The organism is Bacillus sp. FJAT-29937, assembly GCF_001509555.1.
GTDB lineage: Bacteria > Bacillota > Bacilli > Bacillales > Cytobacillaceae > Cytobacillus.
In genome coordinates, this window is record NZ_LMAS01000001.1 from 459,499 (window position 1) to 476,192 (window position 16,694).

Annotated in this window: 18 protein-coding genes; all 18 read right to left on the bottom strand. The window is 37.5% G+C overall.

Going from position 1 to position 16,694, the window contains the following annotated elements:
- Positions 1-121: 121 nt before the first annotated feature.
- The 18 genes from rseP to AR328_RS02295 all read right to left on the bottom strand — a co-directional run bounded on the left by rseP (position 122) and on the right by AR328_RS02295 (position 16,693).
- A complete protein-coding gene (gene rseP / locus AR328_RS02210) occupies positions 122-1,384 on the bottom strand; it encodes an RIP metalloprotease RseP (RefSeq protein WP_066288937.1) in 1,263 nt (420 codons plus the stop codon).
- Positions 1,385-1,442: 58 nt separating this feature from the next.
- Positions 1,443-2,588 carry a 1-deoxy-D-xylulose-5-phosphate reductoisomerase gene (locus AR328_RS02215; protein ID WP_066288939.1) on the bottom strand — a complete coding sequence of 382 codons (1,146 nt, stop codon included), beginning with the start codon at positions 2,586-2,588 and terminating at the stop codon, positions 1,443-1,445.
- 31 nt (positions 2,589-2,619) lie between these two features.
- Positions 2,620-3,408 carry a phosphatidate cytidylyltransferase gene (locus AR328_RS02220; protein ID WP_066288941.1) on the bottom strand — a complete coding sequence of 263 codons (789 nt, stop codon included), beginning with the start codon at positions 3,406-3,408 and terminating at the stop codon, positions 2,620-2,622.
- A gap of 19 nt (positions 3,409-3,427) precedes the next feature.
- A complete protein-coding gene (locus AR328_RS02225) occupies positions 3,428-4,204 on the bottom strand; it encodes an isoprenyl transferase (RefSeq protein ID WP_066288944.1) in 777 nt (258 codons plus the stop codon).
- Positions 4,205-4,460: 256 nt separating this feature from the next.
- Entirely contained in the window at positions 4,461-5,018 is a 558-nt protein-coding gene (gene frr, locus AR328_RS02230) for a ribosome recycling factor (protein ID WP_066288949.1), read from the bottom strand.
- A complete protein-coding gene (gene pyrH / locus AR328_RS02235; protein WP_066288951.1) occupies positions 5,018-5,743 on the bottom strand; it encodes a UMP kinase in 726 nt (241 codons plus the stop codon). Before pyrH ends, frr begins: the two co-directional genes overlap by 1 nt.
- A gap of 107 nt (positions 5,744-5,850) precedes the next feature.
- Complete coding sequence (tsf, locus tag AR328_RS02240; protein ID WP_066288954.1) at positions 5,851-6,732, bottom strand: translation elongation factor Ts; 882 nt, start codon at positions 6,730-6,732, stop codon at positions 5,851-5,853.
- A 188-nt stretch (positions 6,733-6,920) separates the two neighbouring features.
- Entirely contained in the window at positions 6,921-7,622 is a 702-nt protein-coding gene (gene rpsB / locus AR328_RS02245) for a 30S ribosomal protein S2 (RefSeq protein ID WP_066288957.1), read from the bottom strand.
- 152 nt (positions 7,623-7,774) lie between these two features.
- Positions 7,775-8,377: a hypothetical protein gene (locus AR328_RS02250; RefSeq protein WP_066288960.1), complete on the bottom strand. Its 603-nt coding sequence runs from the start codon at positions 8,375-8,377 to the stop codon at positions 7,775-7,777.
- Positions 8,378-8,386: 9 nt separating this feature from the next.
- A complete protein-coding gene (locus AR328_RS02255) occupies positions 8,387-8,698 on the bottom strand; it encodes a hypothetical protein (protein ID WP_066288962.1) in 312 nt (103 codons plus the stop codon).
- Between the two features lie 36 nt (positions 8,699-8,734).
- On the bottom strand, positions 8,735-10,093 hold the full coding sequence (locus tag AR328_RS02260; protein WP_066288964.1) for a DUF342 domain-containing protein: 1,359 nt from the start codon (positions 10,091-10,093) through the stop codon (positions 8,735-8,737).
- 29 nt (positions 10,094-10,122) lie between these two features.
- Positions 10,123-10,884 carry a FliA/WhiG family RNA polymerase sigma factor gene (locus AR328_RS02265; RefSeq protein WP_066288966.1) on the bottom strand — a complete coding sequence of 254 codons (762 nt, stop codon included), beginning with the start codon at positions 10,882-10,884 and terminating at the stop codon, positions 10,123-10,125.
- Between the two features lie 119 nt (positions 10,885-11,003).
- Positions 11,004-11,501 (bottom strand): chemotaxis protein CheD, encoded by a 498-nt coding sequence (locus AR328_RS02270; RefSeq protein ID WP_066288968.1) that lies wholly within the window; start codon positions 11,499-11,501, stop codon positions 11,004-11,006.
- Positions 11,502-11,505: 4 nt separating this feature from the next.
- Positions 11,506-12,132, bottom strand: a complete 627-nt coding sequence (locus AR328_RS02275; protein WP_066288969.1) for a chemotaxis protein CheC — start codon at positions 12,130-12,132, stop codon at positions 11,506-11,508.
- Positions 12,133-12,136: 4 nt separating this feature from the next.
- The gene (locus tag AR328_RS02280; protein WP_066288977.1) at positions 12,137-12,607 is read right to left on the bottom strand and encodes a chemotaxis protein CheW; all 471 of its coding nucleotides are present in this window, start codon (positions 12,605-12,607) and stop codon (positions 12,137-12,139) included.
- Between the two features lie 53 nt (positions 12,608-12,660).
- Positions 12,661-14,715 (bottom strand): chemotaxis protein CheA, encoded by a 2,055-nt coding sequence (locus AR328_RS02285; protein ID WP_066288979.1) that lies wholly within the window; start codon positions 14,713-14,715, stop codon positions 12,661-12,663.
- Between the two features lie 19 nt (positions 14,716-14,734).
- Positions 14,735-15,817, bottom strand: coding sequence for a protein-glutamate methylesterase/protein-glutamine glutaminase (locus tag AR328_RS02290; protein ID WP_082677100.1), 1,083 nt, complete (start codon positions 15,815-15,817; stop codon positions 14,735-14,737).
- A 9-nt stretch (positions 15,818-15,826) separates the two neighbouring features.
- Positions 15,827-16,693: a MinD/ParA family protein gene (locus AR328_RS02295; protein WP_066288982.1), complete on the bottom strand. Its 867-nt coding sequence runs from the start codon at positions 16,691-16,693 to the stop codon at positions 15,827-15,829.
- Between the last annotated feature and the right edge of the window lies 1 nt (position 16,694).

A 16,694-nucleotide genomic window follows, 5' to 3' on the forward strand; every position in this document is an offset into this window, starting at 1 on the left:
TGTGACTGTCCATTTAAACGATCTTTATTTACCTTCATAAGTATGAAGAAAAGGGTCAAATTCTAAAGTGTGAAAAAGCGGCTTTTTCACCTCAAAAGAATATGACCCTTGAATGGATATATTATAAAAAAAATCTTTGAATGTCATTCCAGGTTACAACTAGCATTAATAGCATTAATAATGCAAACCCGATAAAATGAACCATTCCTTCTTTATGTCGGTCAATTGGTTTCCCTCTTACTGCTTCAACCGCGAAAAACATCAATCTTCCGCCATCTAATGCAGGGATTGGGAGTAAATTCATGATTCCTAAGTTGATGCTTAAAATACCGGCCCATTTCATCAAATAATAAATACCTGATTTAGCCACTGTGTCTGTTGAAACATATATACCAACAGGTCCTGATAATGCATCAATGGAAAATTGTCCTGTAATTAATTTACCGAGCATTTTAAAAATCTCTATTGTCCAATTATATGTTTCTAATGCCCCATTCGTAATGGCTTTAATAGGTGAATTTTCCATTGGGCTATATACACCAATAATACCTATCTTCTCGCCCTCTACTTCTTGAACCTTCGGAGTAACAGGCAAGTTGATTTCTTGTCCGTTTCGCTCAAGCGAGATTTGGAGCTCATTGTTCGGATTTTTGCGGATAATCTCTACGACATCTGACCAGCTTGAAATTTCTGCTCCGTTAATACTATGAATGATATCCCCTTCTTTTAATCCAGCAGAACCGGCTGCACCATCAGGAGTTAATTTCCCAAGTTCAGGTTCGTTTGTAGGAATTCCCTGCAGCAAACCGATCAGTACGAATACGACAAAGGCAAGAATAAAGTTCATCATCGGTCCGGCAAAAATAGCCATTGTTCTTTGGCCAAGCGTCTTTGATGCAAACTGTCTATCGTAAGGAGCGATTAGAGTTTCTCCCCCATCCTCTACTAATACAGCACTTGGGCTTACAGTAAAGGATTGCAGCTTATCTTCCTCTTCCCCTTCAACATAGCCTTTAATGACTAGAGAATGCTCTATATCAGCATGCTCTACCTCAATAACCCTAGCATTTGGGTACTTTTCCTTTTGATTCAGAATAATTTTATTAACCTGCTCTGATTCATTAAATAATAAACCAATTCTGAATCCTGGTTTTATCTCGATCATCTCGGGATCTTCTCCAGCCATGCGGACAAAGCCCCCGATTGGCAATAGCCTGATCGTATACGTTGTTTCTCCTTTTTTATGAGAGAAAACTTTTGGTCCAAAGCCAATAGCGAATTCACGGCAAAGAATCCCTGCTCTTTTCGCAAATACAAAATGCCCTAATTCATGAAAAAATACTAGTGCCCCAAAAATAATAATAAAGGCTATAACTGTACTCAAAATATAACCACCTTTTTTAAAAAGATAATATTGAACTATCTCTTTGAGTTAATAAGCATTAGCTTAAAAGTGAGTCTACATATTTTCTCGTTTCCAAATCGGCTTCCTGAATATCAGTCAGACTTGGATTTAAGATGTTTTTGTGAATACCCAAAGCCTTTTCAATTAAATCTTCTATTTGCAGAAAGGTTGCCTTTCCTTCTAAAAAGGCTGCAACTGCCACTTCGTTTGCTGCGTTTAAGACAGCAGGCATTGTTCCGCCCGCCTTACCAGCTTCATATGCATAGTTTAAGCAGCGGAAGCGATCCATGTCCATTTTCTGAAAATGGAGCTTTCCTATTTCCGCTAAGTTCAGCCGCTTTGCTGATGGCAGCGGCAGCCTGTCTGGATAAGTCAATGCATACTGAATGGGAACTCTCATATCTGGTGTTCCTAATTGTGCAATTATACTGCTGTCATGAAATTCAATCATAGAGTGAATGATGCTTTCTTTATGCAATAAAACATCAATATCATCATAGTTGATTGAAAAAAGCCAATGTGCTTCAATGACCTCTAGCCCTTTATTCATCATCGTTGCAGAATCAATGGTAATTTTTGCACCCATGGACCAATTCGGATGGTTGAGGGCTTCTCGAACTGTCACATTTTCTAGTTCTTGTCGCGTTCGGTCCCTAAAAGATCCACCAGAGGCAGTCAAAATCAGCTTATCTATATTCTTCTGCTTTTCACCTTGTAGAGCCTGGAAAATAGCAGAATGCTCACTATCTACTGGCAATAATGTTACATGATTCTTTTTCACTTCTTCCATAACAAGGTGTCCCGCAGTTACTAATGTTTCCTTATTCGCAATGGCAATCGTCTTTTTTTCTCTTATAGCTTGCAAAGTTGGCGTTAAACCAATACTGCCAATGACTGCATTAACTAGGATCTCTGCTTTATGATAAACGGCTACCTCTGATAATCCGTCATTGCCATATGTAAATGTGATAGATGGAAATTCCGCTTCTAGTATTTGTGCTGATGATCTATCTGACACAGATACTAGCTCTGGATGAAATTCACGAATGATTTTCCTAGTTAAGTCAAGGTTTCTGCCAACCGCTAAAGCAACTAGACGAAACTCATCTGGATGCTCCTTAATTATATCTAACGTTTGAGTGCCGATTGAACCAGTAGCACCCATTAAACTAATATTCTTCAACAAATTCAACTCCTGTTGCATAAAGAACTAACTACATTAAATAAATAAAATGCAATAATGGCCAAACAAATAATAAGCTATCAAAACGATCTAAGATTCCGCCGTGCCCCGGCATTATATTACCTGAATCCTTAACATCATAATGGCGCTTCAGGGCGGATTCAACTAAATCACCAATTTGTCCAAAAATAGACAAGACGATCGTAATAATGGATAGCTGCAGAAATGAGGCATTAATATCTGAGAAAAGAATAAAGAGTGCTGCCACTATTAGTGCACAAACGACGCCGCCAATTGAGCCTTCAATTGTTTTATTGGGGCTAATTTCAGGCCATAGCTTATTTTTCCCAATTGCACGGCCAATAAAATAGGCGCCAGAATCAGTTGCCCATATGATAAATAAGGAATAGAAAATATAAACTAGTCCAGATTCACGTGTTTCAATAAAGAAATAGAAACCAATCCCAACATATAGTACAGCAAGAATGGAATAAGCAACATCATCAAAATTAAATCGATTTTTTGTTGTTACTGTATACGTTAAAAAGAGTAAAACCGCGAGGAGGACAAATTCAATTTTCGAATAGCTCAATGGTTCAAATGCATTCTGAAACTGTTTAGGTAAAAGCATTACCCATAATAATAATAAAGATAGCAGCCCTGGTATAGAAAAGAGCTTGATATTGCGCATTTTTAATACTTCATATAGTGCAATCGATGCCAAAAGATAGGCTAGAATAATGAATGGAAATCCGCCAAAAATCGTTAACGGCAAAAAAATTGCACCAAATATGATCGCTGAAATGATTCGTTGCTTCATCTATGTCGTCACACCTTTATTAAACTCCGCCAAACCGCCTCTGACGGTTTTGGAATACTTCAATTGCTTCAAGAAAATGCTCTTCACCAAAATCCGGCCATAAGACATCCGTAAACCAAAACTCGGTGTATGCTAACTGCCAAAGCATAAAATTGCTTAAGCGGATTTCCCCGCTTGTTCGGATTAATAAATCAGGGTCATTCAAGTCTTTCGTCATTAAATAGTTTGAAAAAGTTTCCTCATTTAATTCACTTTCATTTATTATACCACTATTACAATCTTTTAAGACAAGTTTGATTCCCTCAATAATCTCCGCCCTGCTGCCATAATTAAGAGCAAAATTCAAAATGAGTCCGGTATTATCCTTTGTATCTTCCATTGCCTTCTCAATCGCATTTCTTGTATGTGTAGGCAGCATTTCTTTATAGCCCATCATTTGCACTCGTACATTCTCTTCTACTAGCTCAGGAAGAAATGATCCTAGAAATTCTTCTGGGAGCTTCATTAAAAAGTCCACTTCCATTTTAGGTCTCTTCCAATTTTCAGTAGAGAAAGCATACAGTGTTAATGTTTTTATTCCAAGCTCATTGGCTAATTTAGTCGTTTTTCGAACTACTTTCATTCCTTCATGATGTCCCGCTACACGTGGAAGCGCTCTTTTCTTTGCCCATCTGCCATTGCCGTCCATTATAATCGCTACATGTGAAGGAATCTGATGCTCTTGAATTTTCAAGATTCTCTCTCGGAGTCCTGTTGAGCTATTCTGATTTCTCCATTGTTTCATTTTATTTAACATAAAAATGCTCCTTTAGATAGGTTTTCTTACCTCCGAAAAGAAAACTTGCCGATTAGTACATCTGGTAAGGACAAGATAGAGTTCATTTTCTTTATTGTTTTATCATACCAAAAATAATGAAAGTTATCTCTATAAAAGGGTATGTATAGATAACTAAATTAAGAATATGCTTTATATGTATTTATTTTTTTTATTACGGTAAATTGTACCTAAAAGATTGAAAAAACCCCCTAATGATAGAGGGTAGTTTATGTCATTATACTTCAAGTACTTCTTTTTCTTTATCCTTCGTAATGGAATCGATCTTGTTAATCTGCTCATCTGTCAGCTTTTGGATATCGTCAGAGTAGCCACGTAAATCATCTTCTGTGATTTCCCCATTTTTCTCCAGCTTCTTTAATTCATCATTTCCATCACGACGAATATTACGAATAGCAATTTTTGCTTCTTCTGATTCCTTTTTCACCTGTTTAACCAACTCTTTCCGGCGCTCCTCTGTAAGCTGCGGAATAGATAGTCGAATAATATTACCATCATTTGATGGGTTTAAACCGATATCTGATTTCAGGATAGCTTTTTCAATATCACTAAGAATTGATTTATCGTAAGGCTGAATGACTAGAAGACGCGCTTCTGGAACAGAAACACCAGCTAATTGATTAATAGGCGTTGGCGCTCCGTAGTAGTCAACAGTAATCCTATCAAGTAAGGAAGCATTGGCTCTCCCAGCACGGATTGCTGCTAATTCACGAGTATATGCTTGAATTGCTTTTGTCATTTTTTCCTTTGCATTCGCCATTACTTGTTTTGGCATTATTTTTTCCCCCTTACAATTGTTCCGATTGTTTCGCCCATAACGGCGCGATTGATATTCCCTTGTTCCATAATGGAGAAAACAATTAATGGAATATCATTGTCCATACATAAAGAAGATGCCGTAGAATCCATTACAGCCAATCCTTCTTTTAATACGTCCAAATAGGATAATTCTTCATATTTTTTGGCATTCTTGTCAATACGCGGGTCTGCAGAGTATACACCGTCAACATTATTTTTCGCCATTAAGATAACTTCCGCTTCAATTTCTGCTGCACGTAAAGCGGCAGTTGTATCAGTTGAGAAATAAGGATTGCCTGTTCCAGCAGCAAAAATAACAACTCGTTTTTTCTCAAGATGACGGATTGCTTTTCTGCGAATATATGGTTCTGCGACTTGTCTCATCTCAATTGAGGTTTGTACTCTCGTCTCCACGCCCAGCTGCTCAAGGCTATCCTGAAGTGCTAAAGAGTTCATAACAGTAGCAAGCATGCCCATGTAGTCTGCATTTGCTCTGTCCATGCCCATTTCTTCCCCAATCTTCCCACGCCATATATTTCCACCGCCAACAACAACAGCAACCTCAACTCCTAATTGAGCCAAATCTCTTACTTGTGCTGCAACAGACTTAATGACGGAAGGGTTAATCCCAAAGCCTTGCTCTCCTGCTAAAGCTTCTCCACTTAATTTTAAAACGACGCGTTTGTATTTTGGGTTACTCATAAAGACCTCCATATGTAAAAAATCGAAAGGCGTAAACGCACTTTGAAAAATAGGGAACACAGTGTGTTCCCTATTTAAGCATATCTTGATGTATTATAGTAAGTTTATTATTTTTTAACTTGGCTCATTACTTCCTCTGCGAAATTGTCTTCACGCTTTTCGATGCCTTCTCCAACTTCGTAGCGAACGAACTCACGGATTTTTCCGCCTTTAGACTCTACAAACTTTCCAACCTTTTGGTCAGGATTTTTAACAAATGCTTGGTCGTTTACACAAACATCTTCGAAATATTTGCTTATACGGCCTTCTACCATTTTTGCAACGATATTTTCAGGTTTACCTTCATTTAATGCTTGTTGTGTTAATACTTGGCGCTCACGCTCTACTTCTTCAGCAGAAACTTCGTCACGTGACACATATTTAGGGTTTAATGCTGCAATGTGCATAGATACATCTTTAGCAGCATCTTCATCTGTTGAACCTTCAACAACAGTTAGTACACCAATGCGTCCACCCATATGCAAGTATGCACCAAATGCATCGCTGTCTGTTTTTGTTTTAATAGCAAAACGGCGAAGTGTAAGCTTCTCACCAATTTTTGCGATAGCAGAATTGATATGAGTTTCAACTGTTGCACCATTATCCATAGTTTGTCCAAGAGCTTCTTCAATGGAAGCAGGCTTTTTTGCTAATAGATGATCAGCTAATTCTTTAACAAGAGCTTGGAAACCTTCATTTTTTGCAACGAAATCTGTTTCAGAGTTGACTTCAAGAATAACAGCGTCATTTCCTTCTACCTTGATAGTAGTAAGACCTTCTGCTGCAATACGGTCACCTTTTTTAGCTGCTTTCGCAATTCCTTTTTCACGAAGGAAATCAATTGCTTTTTCCATATCACCATCAGTTTCTTGAAGCGCCTTTTTACAATCCATCATACCTGCGCCTGTTTTTTCACGAAGTTCCTTAACCATTTGTGCAGTAATAGCCATTATGAAAATCCTCCTTAAATCTTTATGTATTAATATTTTTACCTATATTTTTTCTTACAAACAATAACTCTTTAAAAAAAGGTGATAAAGGGTGCTCCCTTATCACCTTTATTATTGTTAGCTTTGTTCCTTGGCAAAATCCCTCATAAACGAATTATGTTTGATTTAGCAAACAGGAATAGCTTATATTAAGCAGTTGTAACCTCTTCACCTTGTTTAGCTTCAAGGATTGCATCAGCCATCTTAGCAGTTAATAATTTAACAGCACGGATAGCATCATCGTTTGCAGGGATAACAACATCAATTTCATCCGGATCACAGTTCGTATCAACGATACCTACGATAGGAATATTTAATTTATGTGCTTCTGCAACAGCAATGCGCTCTTTGCGTGGGTCAATGATAAATAAAGCGTCTGGAAGAGTCTTCATATCCTTGATTCCGCCTAAGAATTTCTCTAAACGCTCTTGCTCTTTTTTCAATTGAACTACTTCTTTCTTTGGAAGCACTTCAAAAGTTCCATCTTCAGACATTCTTTCGATATCTTTTAAACGAGTAATACGTTTTTGGATTGTTTCGAAGTTTGTTAATGTACCACCTAACCAGCGTTGGTTAACGAAGTACATACCTGAACGGATTGCTTCTTCTTTAACAGAGTCTTGAGCTTGTTTTTTCGTACCAACGAATAGGATTGTACCGCCGTTTCCAGCAAGTTCCTTAACGAAATTATAAGCTTCTTCTACCTTCTTAACAGTTTTTTGAAGGTCGATGATATAGATGCCGTTACGCTCAGTGAAGATATATTTCTTCATCTTAGGGTTCCAACGGCGTGTTTGGTGTCCGAAGTGTACACCAGCTTCAAGCAATTGTTTCATTGAAATGACTGACATTGATTTTTCCTCCTAATGGTTTGATTTCCTCCGCTTATTTCATTTTCAATCGGGAACTGAGTCTTTCAGCACCGTCCGACTAAATCAATAAGCGTGTGTATTAACACCATTTGTTAATATAGCATAAAAATAATGGACTATCAAGTTATTCCTTATTTGTTTTGATTAAATTTTAATAAAAGATTAATTTCGGTCTTGCCTTTATTGAGCTTTTGAGCAATTTCGGTCTCATTATATCCTTTATTTTTTAATAGAAGGATATCATTTAATAATGATTGCTCCTGTGAATTCTCTTTTTCATTTACTTCTGGAATAATAGGCTCTATTTCTAGCGGCGGAAACTCTATCTCGTCGTGTCCTGTCCGGTTGGAGCTATTGATTGGATAGTTTTGCACGGCAGCATTTAGTTTATATGCTTTTGCGGCGTTATAAGCATTTACTTTTCCCTTTCGGCTATGAAGGCTAAGGTTCCGTTCAAGGCCCGGCTCATCTTGATCTTTCTTTGTCGTCATACCTTCTGCATTTTGGGAATCATGAGCATTCCGTTCAATATGACCCATTCGTTTAATAAAATCATCGTTTTCTTCCTTCATCTGAACTAGATAGGCAGAAATGACTTCCTCCATTTCTTGAATCATTTTTTCCTGCTTTTTCTCTACTTGTAAAAACCGATTTTGGCGCAGAAATAAAATGATAATTGAAAAAAGAGCAAGAACATTTAAAAACAAACTAACTAATAATAAAAAAGTGGTCATATAATCCCTCTATCCACTGTAATCAATAATATTCCCTTTATATGGGTGTTTCTCTTTTTCTATAGACTTGCTGCTTTTCTTTTTTTGGGGATTTTCTTTACTTTCCCCATTATTGCCATTGCTCTCGTCTTGCATTAGTTTGACATTCGCTTTTTGTTCGTGTTTTATGACTGTTTCTCTTTGCTGTTTTTCTTCTTTATGGGTTCGCTCTGTGGCAAAATCATTGATATTTTGACCTCGCTGCTGCAATTGCTCCTGGATTTTCCCCGCTTCCATTGTCCTTGGCAAGGCAATTTGCATTTCAATCGACTTCAAACTCATAGTTCCACACCCATCTCTAATTTGTCTTTTAACAGTCTATAGAATAGGCTCAGACATGATCTCCCCGCCTTGAAGAGAGTAACGTGCTGTTGATTGTTTGTGCTGCAATTGTATGGCATACTTCCCAAAACGCAAAGTCGTATTTGGATATACAGTCTCATAAATATAAATAGAAGAGTCAAGTCTTTCGTTTAATGCTTCCTCTAATTGCCTTAGCTCTTCTTCTACATTCTTGATCTGCCCAACAATATGTTGTTTTGTAGATCTTTGCTTGAGAATTACTTTTTTTTGTTCTTGTGATAATTTGCCGGTTAGCTTTGCGATTTCTAATAGCTTTCGCTCAATATTTGATAATTTCACAAGGTTATCATGTAATTTTGCTCTTTCAACATGCAGCTCTTTCTCTTTATTTGCTAAAGAAATATCAAAGCAAGCCTGCAGTTCTGTTTTCGTAAACAAATGGTTGCCAACTTCTTTTACATGTATTTCTTTATTTGCTGTAAGCAATCCACCGATTACGAATGCATTTTTTGCTAAAATGGAGGAGTCTGCCCGAATTTTACTGTGTAAAATGGAGGACTCTATGATGACATCGTGACTAGCTTGCACATTTGCCTGATTTAAATAGGCTGCCTGAACATTGCCTGCACTTGAAATCATCCCTTTATTTCCGCCCGTAACTCCTCCAGAAATAATGATATTTCCTTCAGCTTTAATATGTGCAGCCTCTACTAAACCAAATATTCTAACATCTCCGCCAGCTCTTATTTCATAGCCGCTAGGTACATTACCATTAATAACGACATTGCCAATAAAATCAACATTTCCTGTTTTTAAATCCAAATCGCCATTGACTTCAAATACGGGATTCACAGAAATCGTTTTGTCTGTAAGACTTAGCTGACCATCAGAAGTTGAATAAAATTTCGAATTATTTAATATGACATTTTTTCCAGGTTTAATTTTAAGGGGTTTTCCATTCTTAGCGGGAATCCTTGTTCCAAATACATTCATTCCGTCTGTACCTGGAGTAGGCGGGACAATTGAAGCAAGAGGCTGGCCACTTGAAACAGATGGGATTTGAAGAACTTTTCGGAAGTTAAACTTTTCTCTTACTTCTTCTTTCTCTTCTTGAACTTCATTTAGAAGATAGGCATCCACCCCATTTTTAGGCGGGATGCCTTCAGCAATAATGGATGGATAACTTAAAGTTTGTGGGTTTTCACAAATCTGATTTATCACATCCTCATTGAATCCGAAAGATATCTTTTCTTTAGAAAGAAATTGTTCAATATCATTCTTTTCAATGGAAAAGTCATTTTCTACATTCGAAACTAAATCAATCTTTGCTGTTAAACGATCCTTCGATATTAAAATTCGATAATGCTCTTCCATCTACGCTTCCTCCTTCATAGGATGCAATCCTAAATAACTTTTATTAACGCATTTCTTAGTTTAAAAATTGCCTTGGAATGAATCTGTGAAATTCTTGAAGTTGATAGACCCATCACTTGACCAATTTCTGTTAAAGTTAATTCTTCTTTATAAAATAAACTAATCACTAGCTGTTCTTTCTCATTTAGTAAAGAAATCATTTCGATCAGCTCACGGATCATTTCATCTTTCACTATTTTCACTTCAGGAATTTCCGCACGATCATCTTTAATAATATAAGAGTGGCCCTCTTTATCATCTTGATCATTTAACTTTTCATCCATTGAAAGAATGTTTGCAAAGAAATGCTCATTTATAACTGAATGCACTTCTTCCTCACTCATATTAAGTTCAGAGGATATTTCCTCAATACTGGCATTTCGCATTAATCGCTGCTCGAGTTTTTCAATAGCTGCTTCGATTTTTTTTGCCTTTTCCCTCGTATTCCGCGGGAGCCAGTCCTCTTTTCTTAATCCGTCTAAAATAGCCCCTCTTATTCGAAAGGATGCATATGTATCAAACTTTAGATCCCGATTTGGATCGAATTTTTCCAAGGCATCATATAGTCCCATCATCCCCAAACTTCGTAAATCATCACGTGAAACATTTCTAGGAAGATTTACGGAAATCCGCTGGACATGATAACTCACTAGCGGCATATATTTTTTTACAAGATAATCCCCTGCTTGATTGTCACGCGAGTTGACCCAATTATGCCAAAATCGTTGGTCCTCTTTTGTTTGATGCGCCATGGTCATCCTCCTCAAACATTCCCTAATCCATGAATGATGATAAAATATGCTAGTCAAAAACAGTCCATTACTAAGTATAGTTAAAAAGGAAAAACAGCCTCTCGCCTGAAAGAAGCGGACTAAATTTCCTGCACACCCTTATTTACTGTCCGGATATGCAAAATACATGTCTGCGGATCGAATTCTATCGTTCTTCCGCTATTTCCCCCGACATCTTCAGAAACAATAGATATTTTAAGTGATGACAGCTCGGCCTTTACAGCTTCTACATTTCTAGGACCAATACGCATAATATCACTGCCGGAAGAAAATTGAAACATTTGAGCCCCGCCTGCGATTTTTGCCTTTAAGGAATAAGCTCTTGCACCATTTTGAATGAGTTTCGACACTAATTCTTTCACAGCTGTATCTGCATATTTGGCAATATTTATATTGCCAGCCTTTGCAAGGGACGAATCGGGAAGCATAACATGTGAAAGTCCGGCAATCTCCCGCTGCTGATCATAAACTACCACTCCAACACAAGAACCCAATCCGGAGGTGCGTATCGTATGAGGGGTTTTAACAATATTCATATCTGCAATTCCCACTTTAATAACTTCTTTACATTCAATCATTTTGTTAAACTCCCAAAGATTTAAAGATCGTATCGAAGGATTCTGGATCCGGCAGTAAGAAAAAATGACCCTTTACTGTTTCTTTATCTGCCCCATCATCATTAAGTGCAGTATCAATAACAATGGCGAAATCGCTGACTTGTGATAATTCGATTAGTCCGTAGCTAATGATCGCACCAGCCATATCAATGCTTAATGCTGGCACAGAAGGATATAATGATAAATTGGTGAAATCAGAAAGAGATGATAAATATGACCCTGATAGGATGTTTCCAAGCTCCTGATAAGCAGATAATCCTAATTCATTAAAAGGCTGAGAATCAAAGCTAAAGCTTTCATCCCCAATCATTTCCCGAATAAATCTAGAAGCCTGTTCAACCGGCAAGACAAAAAACATGCTGCCAGGGGCATCACCTTCAATTCTAAGGAACACCCCAGCAACGACATTATCAGCCCCGCCCATCATATTCATCATTTCATCAAATGAAACGATTCTAACGTCTGGCACTTTCATGTCAATTTTTTTATTCAATAACTTAGATAGTGCAGTAGCAGCATGTCCAGCCCCGATATTCCCAATCTCTTTCAATATATCGAGGTGCATGGATGAAATTTTTTCAAGAAAATTCATTTGTTCATCCTTCATTTCCTAGTAAACTTAAACGTTCTTCTGTATTTAAGATCTTTTCAAGGTCAATAAGAATTAATAAACGATTGCCGATCTTAGCAACTCCATTAATATATTCTGTCTCAGCTACGCCTACAACTTCGGGAGGCGGTTCAATGGAGCCTACTGGAATGTCTATCACATCATTAGCTAAATCGACAATGAATCCGACCTCTAAATCATTTAGACCTGCGATGATCACTCTCGTACTTTCTGAATAGGCTACTTCATCAAGCCCGAATCTGCTGCGGAGATCAATGATTGGCGTTATGACTCCACGAAGATTAATGACCCCTTTAATAAACTTTTCTGTTCTTGGCACTCTCGTAATATGCTCAATTTTCTCAATGGACCGAACTTGGTTTACTGGGATTGCATACTCTTTATTCATAAGCTGAAAAACGATTAATTTAATATTAGAAGCTATTGTCTCAGCCATTCTGACCCACTCCTTACTAGACAATCGAAAATTTATTGTACGAAGAAAACGATTTACTTAATTAACGAGTTGCAATCTACAATTAATGCTACCTGACCATCACCAAGGATGGTAGCCCCAGAGATAGCAAATACATTTGTTAAATAGTTGCCGAGAGACTTTAAGACAACCTCTTGCTGGCCAATGAAAGAATCAACGACAAGGCCAGCCATCTTGTCCCCTTTTCTCACAATGACGACAGAGTAAAATTCATCCTCTTCTTCAAAAACCGGCACTTCGAAGATTTCTTTTAAGAAAAGAAGCGGAACAACCTTGCCTCTAAAATCAATGACTCTTTGATTATGGGCATTTAACACATCAGATTTTTTCACAATCGCTGTTTCTATAATTGAAGATAAAGGGATAGCAAATTTTTCGTTTTGTATTTCAGTAAGCATGACCGAAATAATCGATAAAGTAAGCGGCAATTGTATCGAGAAGATTGAACCTCTACCTAAGTTTGAATCGATTGATATGGTGCCGCCTAATGATTCAATGGTACTTTTTACAACGTCTAGACCTACTCCTCTGCCTGACACGTCAGAAATCTTCTCAGCAGTTGAGAAGCCAGAAGCAAGTATTAGCTCAAACACTTGCTTGTCAGTCATCGTTACAGCAGCCTGCCCGGTGATAATTCCATTATTAATCGCTTTTGCCAGCACCTTATCCCGATTAATTCCAGCACCATCATCTTCTATTTCAATAAAGACATGATTTCCGCTATGGTAAGCTTTAAGAATAACTGTGCCTTCTTCACTTTTTCCGTTAGCTTTTCTAACTTCAGGTGTTTCAACTCCATGGTCAAGTGCGTTTCTAATTAAATGAACGAGAGGATCGCCGATTTCATCAATAACTGTTCTGTCTAATTCCGTTTCAGCCCCAATTATTTCAAGATTAATCTTCTTGTCCAAGTCTCGGGCTAATTGACGCACCATCCTCGGGAACCGATTAAATACTGTTTCCACTGGCACCATGCGCATGTTTAAAATAATATTTTGCAAATCACCTGATATTCTAGTCATCCGCTCAACCGTTTCATGCAGCTCCTGATTATTTAAATCACGGGAAATTTGTTCAAGACGCCCACGGTCAATGACTAATTCTTCAAATAAATTCATTAAAATATCAAGTCTTTCAATATTTACTCTAATTGTTTTATTGCTAGAATTTTTAGATGAAGAAGTTGTTCCAGCCTTCTTATCTTCCTGCTGCCTTTCAACACTAGTTTCTGCTGGTTCCTTTTCTTCGAGAATCGGTTCGATGCTCGTAATTAATTCTGGCGCATCTAATTCAAACTGACGAAGGGCTTCCAATGATAAAGCATGAACTTCCACTCTTTCTACCTCTGATACCTTCATCACTTTCTTATGTATATCTTCTTTAACTTCTTTAGATACAATTGTGACAGTAAATTCTTGATCAAATTGTTCTTCCTCTAATTGCTCAACCGATGGATTCGCCTTAATCACTTCACCGATTTTTTCAAGAATTTCAAAAACCATAAACACTCTTGCTGCTTTCAGTAAACAATCTTCCCTCAATGAAACCGTTACTTCAAAAGTTTCAAAGCCTTGTTCCTTTGATTGCTGCATAACAGTCAGTTCAAACTCATCGTATACACTTTTAACAGTCGGTTTATGCTCTGCAACTGCAGCTGCCACCTCAGATTTTGCAATTTGAGAAATGCTTTCCCCTTTTTCTATCATTAATAGCTTTTCCACCACTTCGTGTACGTCTCTTTTTCCGTCTCCGCCTTCTGCGATTGATTGAACCATTGCTTCAAGGTCATCAACAGCAAGGAAAATGACATCTAGTATCTCAGGATTAAATGTAAGCTTATGATTTCGAATGGCGTCAAGAACATTTTCCATTTGATGGGTTAATTTAGCTAAGTCTTCATAACCCATCGTCGCTGACATTCCCTTTAGTGTATGTGCCGAGCGGAAAATTTCATTCACAATCGAAATATTCTCTGGGTTCTTTTCAAGCTCCAGCAATTGTTCATTACAAGCCTGCAAATGCTCTTTACTTTCCTCGATAAAGACTTCTAAATATTGATTCATATCCATGAGCTCTCAGCCCTCCGCATTAAACATATTTCAAAATTGAATCGGCAATTTTATCCACATCTTGAATTTCATCTATTAATCTTGTAGCAATAGCAGCTTTTGGCATTCCAAAAACGATAGACGTTTCCTGAGATTCAGCGATGGCAGTTACTTTACCAGATTGCTTAAGAGCAATAAGTCCCTTTGCCCCATCTGCCCCCATTCCAGTCATGATAACAGCTACCTTCTTATAATCTTTAATTTCGCTTACTGATTCAAAAAGAACATCTACCGCAGGTCTGTGTCCGTTTCTAACATCTGATTTCTCCAAGCTTGTAAGCAGAATATTACCAGATTGCTTAACTTTAAGATGAAGACCCCCTGGTGCTATATAAGCAGTTCCCTTTTGAATAGGTTCACCATCGATTGCTTCCTTTACTGAAATTTCACAAAGTGAATCTAATCTGTTTGCTAATGATTTCGTAAATCCAGCAGGCATGTGCTGAACAATAAGAATGCTGGCATCAATTGTTGATGGAATGCTAGTTAAGACCTTCTGCAGAGCTCTCGGGCCGCCTGTAGATGTTCCAATACAAATTATTTTCTTTGTATAGGAATCCTTCAGATAATTACTAGTTTCACTTAGTTCTATATTACTATATCTTTCTTCATGTTTTATAGATAAATTTCTATTTGATGCTAAATTTATCAATTGTTTCCTGCTAACTTTGCTGGCTAAGATGACTTTTTGAACTAATTCTTCTTTAATTTTATGTAAATCGAGGGAGATTGCACCTGAAGGCTTCGCAATAAAATCGAAAGCTCCATTTTGTATCGCTGTTAACGTGTTATCGGCCCCTTCTTTAGTCGTACTAGAAAGCATGATGACTGGAACTGGATGTTCCATCATAATTTGTTTAAGAGCATCCAGTCCATTTAATAAGGGCATTTCAACATCCATTGTGACAACATCTGGATTCAATTCTCTTACTTTTTTTAGTCCATCTTCCCCATTTCTTGCCGTTCCAATTACTTCTATCCGGGGATCTGCTTTAAGAAAATCAGAAATTAGCTTCCTCATAAAGGCCGAATCATCTACAACTAGTACATTAATTTTACTCAATGAGGACGCCTACCTTTCGAAGAGAAATCGCTTTAGTTTTGTTATAAACGGAATGCCATTTACTGACGGTTTATCTTGAAAATGCTTCTCTTTATACCGATCAGCCAATTGGGTAATTGACTTTGAAGCCGGGGACTTATCATTATATAGAATAAAAGGGGTTTGCCTTCTAACAGCCTGCTGGATCGCTCGGTCATCTGGGATCATTCCAAGGTAGAAGGATTCCCTCCCAAGAAAATTCTGCAATACTTTAGAAATACGATTATAGGTCATTTGCCCTTCTTTTTCACTATGAACCCGATTAATGACAATATAATAGGGGATAGAAGAATCTACTAAATGAATGTGTTTCAGCATTGAATAAGCATCTGTAATGGCTGTAGGTTCAGAAGTTGTAATACATACAATCTCTTGGGCTGAAAGGATAAATTTAATTGATTCATTTGTAATGCCTGCACCCATATCAAAAATGACATAGTCATATTCACCAAATAAAACAGAGAGCTCTTGTGTAAATTGTTCTACTCTGTTTTCATCTAAATGGACGATGTGGGAAAGTCCAGAACCGCCTGCAATGTATTTTAGCTCCTCAGGACCATTCATGATCGCTTGATTTAGAGAAACGCGTCCTTCAAAATAATCTACGATTGAATATTCTGAGGATGTTCCCATCAATATATCCAGATTTCCCATTCCCATATCCATATCGAAAAGCAATACTGCGTTGCCCTTCTTCGTTAAAGAAATTGCAAAGTTGAGAGAAAAGTTGGATTTCCCAACTCCTCCCTTACCGCTTACAACTGCTAATGTTCTAGGATTCTTCCTTGCTTCTTTTGCTCTTAATCTTAATCGTAAATCTTCTGCCTGGTCTTTCATT

What these genes read in the sequence shown, in the direction of transcription:
- rpsB (WP_066288957.1), bottom strand. Translation starts at nt 7,622, where the DNA reads ATGTCAGTCATTTCAATGAAACAATTGCTTGAAGCTGGTGTACACTTC.
- AR328_RS02225 (WP_066288944.1), bottom strand. Translation starts at nt 4,204, where the DNA reads ATGTTAAATAAAATGAAACAATGGAGAAATCAGAATAGCTCAACAGGA.
- AR328_RS02220 (WP_066288941.1), bottom strand. Translation starts at nt 3,408, where the DNA reads ATGAAGCAACGAATCATTTCAGCGATCATATTTGGTGCAATTTTTTTG.
- AR328_RS02265 (WP_066288966.1), bottom strand. Translation starts at nt 10,884, where the DNA reads ATGGCGCATCAAACAAAAGAGGACCAACGATTTTGGCATAATTGGGTC.
- AR328_RS02255 (WP_066288962.1), bottom strand. Translation starts at nt 8,698, where the DNA reads ATGAGTTTGAAGTCGATTGAAATGCAAATTGCCTTGCCAAGGACAATG.
- AR328_RS02270 (WP_066288968.1), bottom strand. Translation starts at nt 11,501, where the DNA reads ATGATTGAATGTAAAGAAGTTATTAAAGTGGGAATTGCAGATATGAAT.
- frr (WP_066288949.1), bottom strand. Translation starts at nt 5,018, where the DNA reads ATGCCAAAACAAGTAATGGCGAATGCAAAGGAAAAAATGACAAAAGCA.
- tsf (WP_066288954.1), bottom strand. Translation starts at nt 6,732, where the DNA reads ATGGCTATTACTGCACAAATGGTTAAGGAACTTCGTGAAAAAACAGGC.
- pyrH (WP_066288951.1), bottom strand. Translation starts at nt 5,743, where the DNA reads ATGAGTAACCCAAAATACAAACGCGTCGTTTTAAAATTAAGTGGAGAA.
- AR328_RS02275 (WP_066288969.1), bottom strand. Translation starts at nt 12,132, where the DNA reads ATGAATTTTCTTGAAAAAATTTCATCCATGCACCTCGATATATTGAAA.
- AR328_RS02295 (WP_066288982.1), bottom strand. Translation starts at nt 16,693, where the DNA reads ATGAAAGACCAGGCAGAAGATTTACGATTAAGATTAAGAGCAAAAGAA.
- AR328_RS02280 (WP_066288977.1), bottom strand. Translation starts at nt 12,607, where the DNA reads ATGGCTGAGACAATAGCTTCTAATATTAAATTAATCGTTTTTCAGCTT.
- AR328_RS02250 (WP_066288960.1), bottom strand. Translation starts at nt 8,377, where the DNA reads ATGACCACTTTTTTATTATTAGTTAGTTTGTTTTTAAATGTTCTTGCT.
- AR328_RS02260 (WP_066288964.1), bottom strand. Translation starts at nt 10,093, where the DNA reads ATGGAAGAGCATTATCGAATTTTAATATCGAAGGATCGTTTAACAGCA.
- AR328_RS02285 (WP_066288979.1), bottom strand. Translation starts at nt 14,715, where the DNA reads ATGGATATGAATCAATATTTAGAAGTCTTTATCGAGGAAAGTAAAGAG.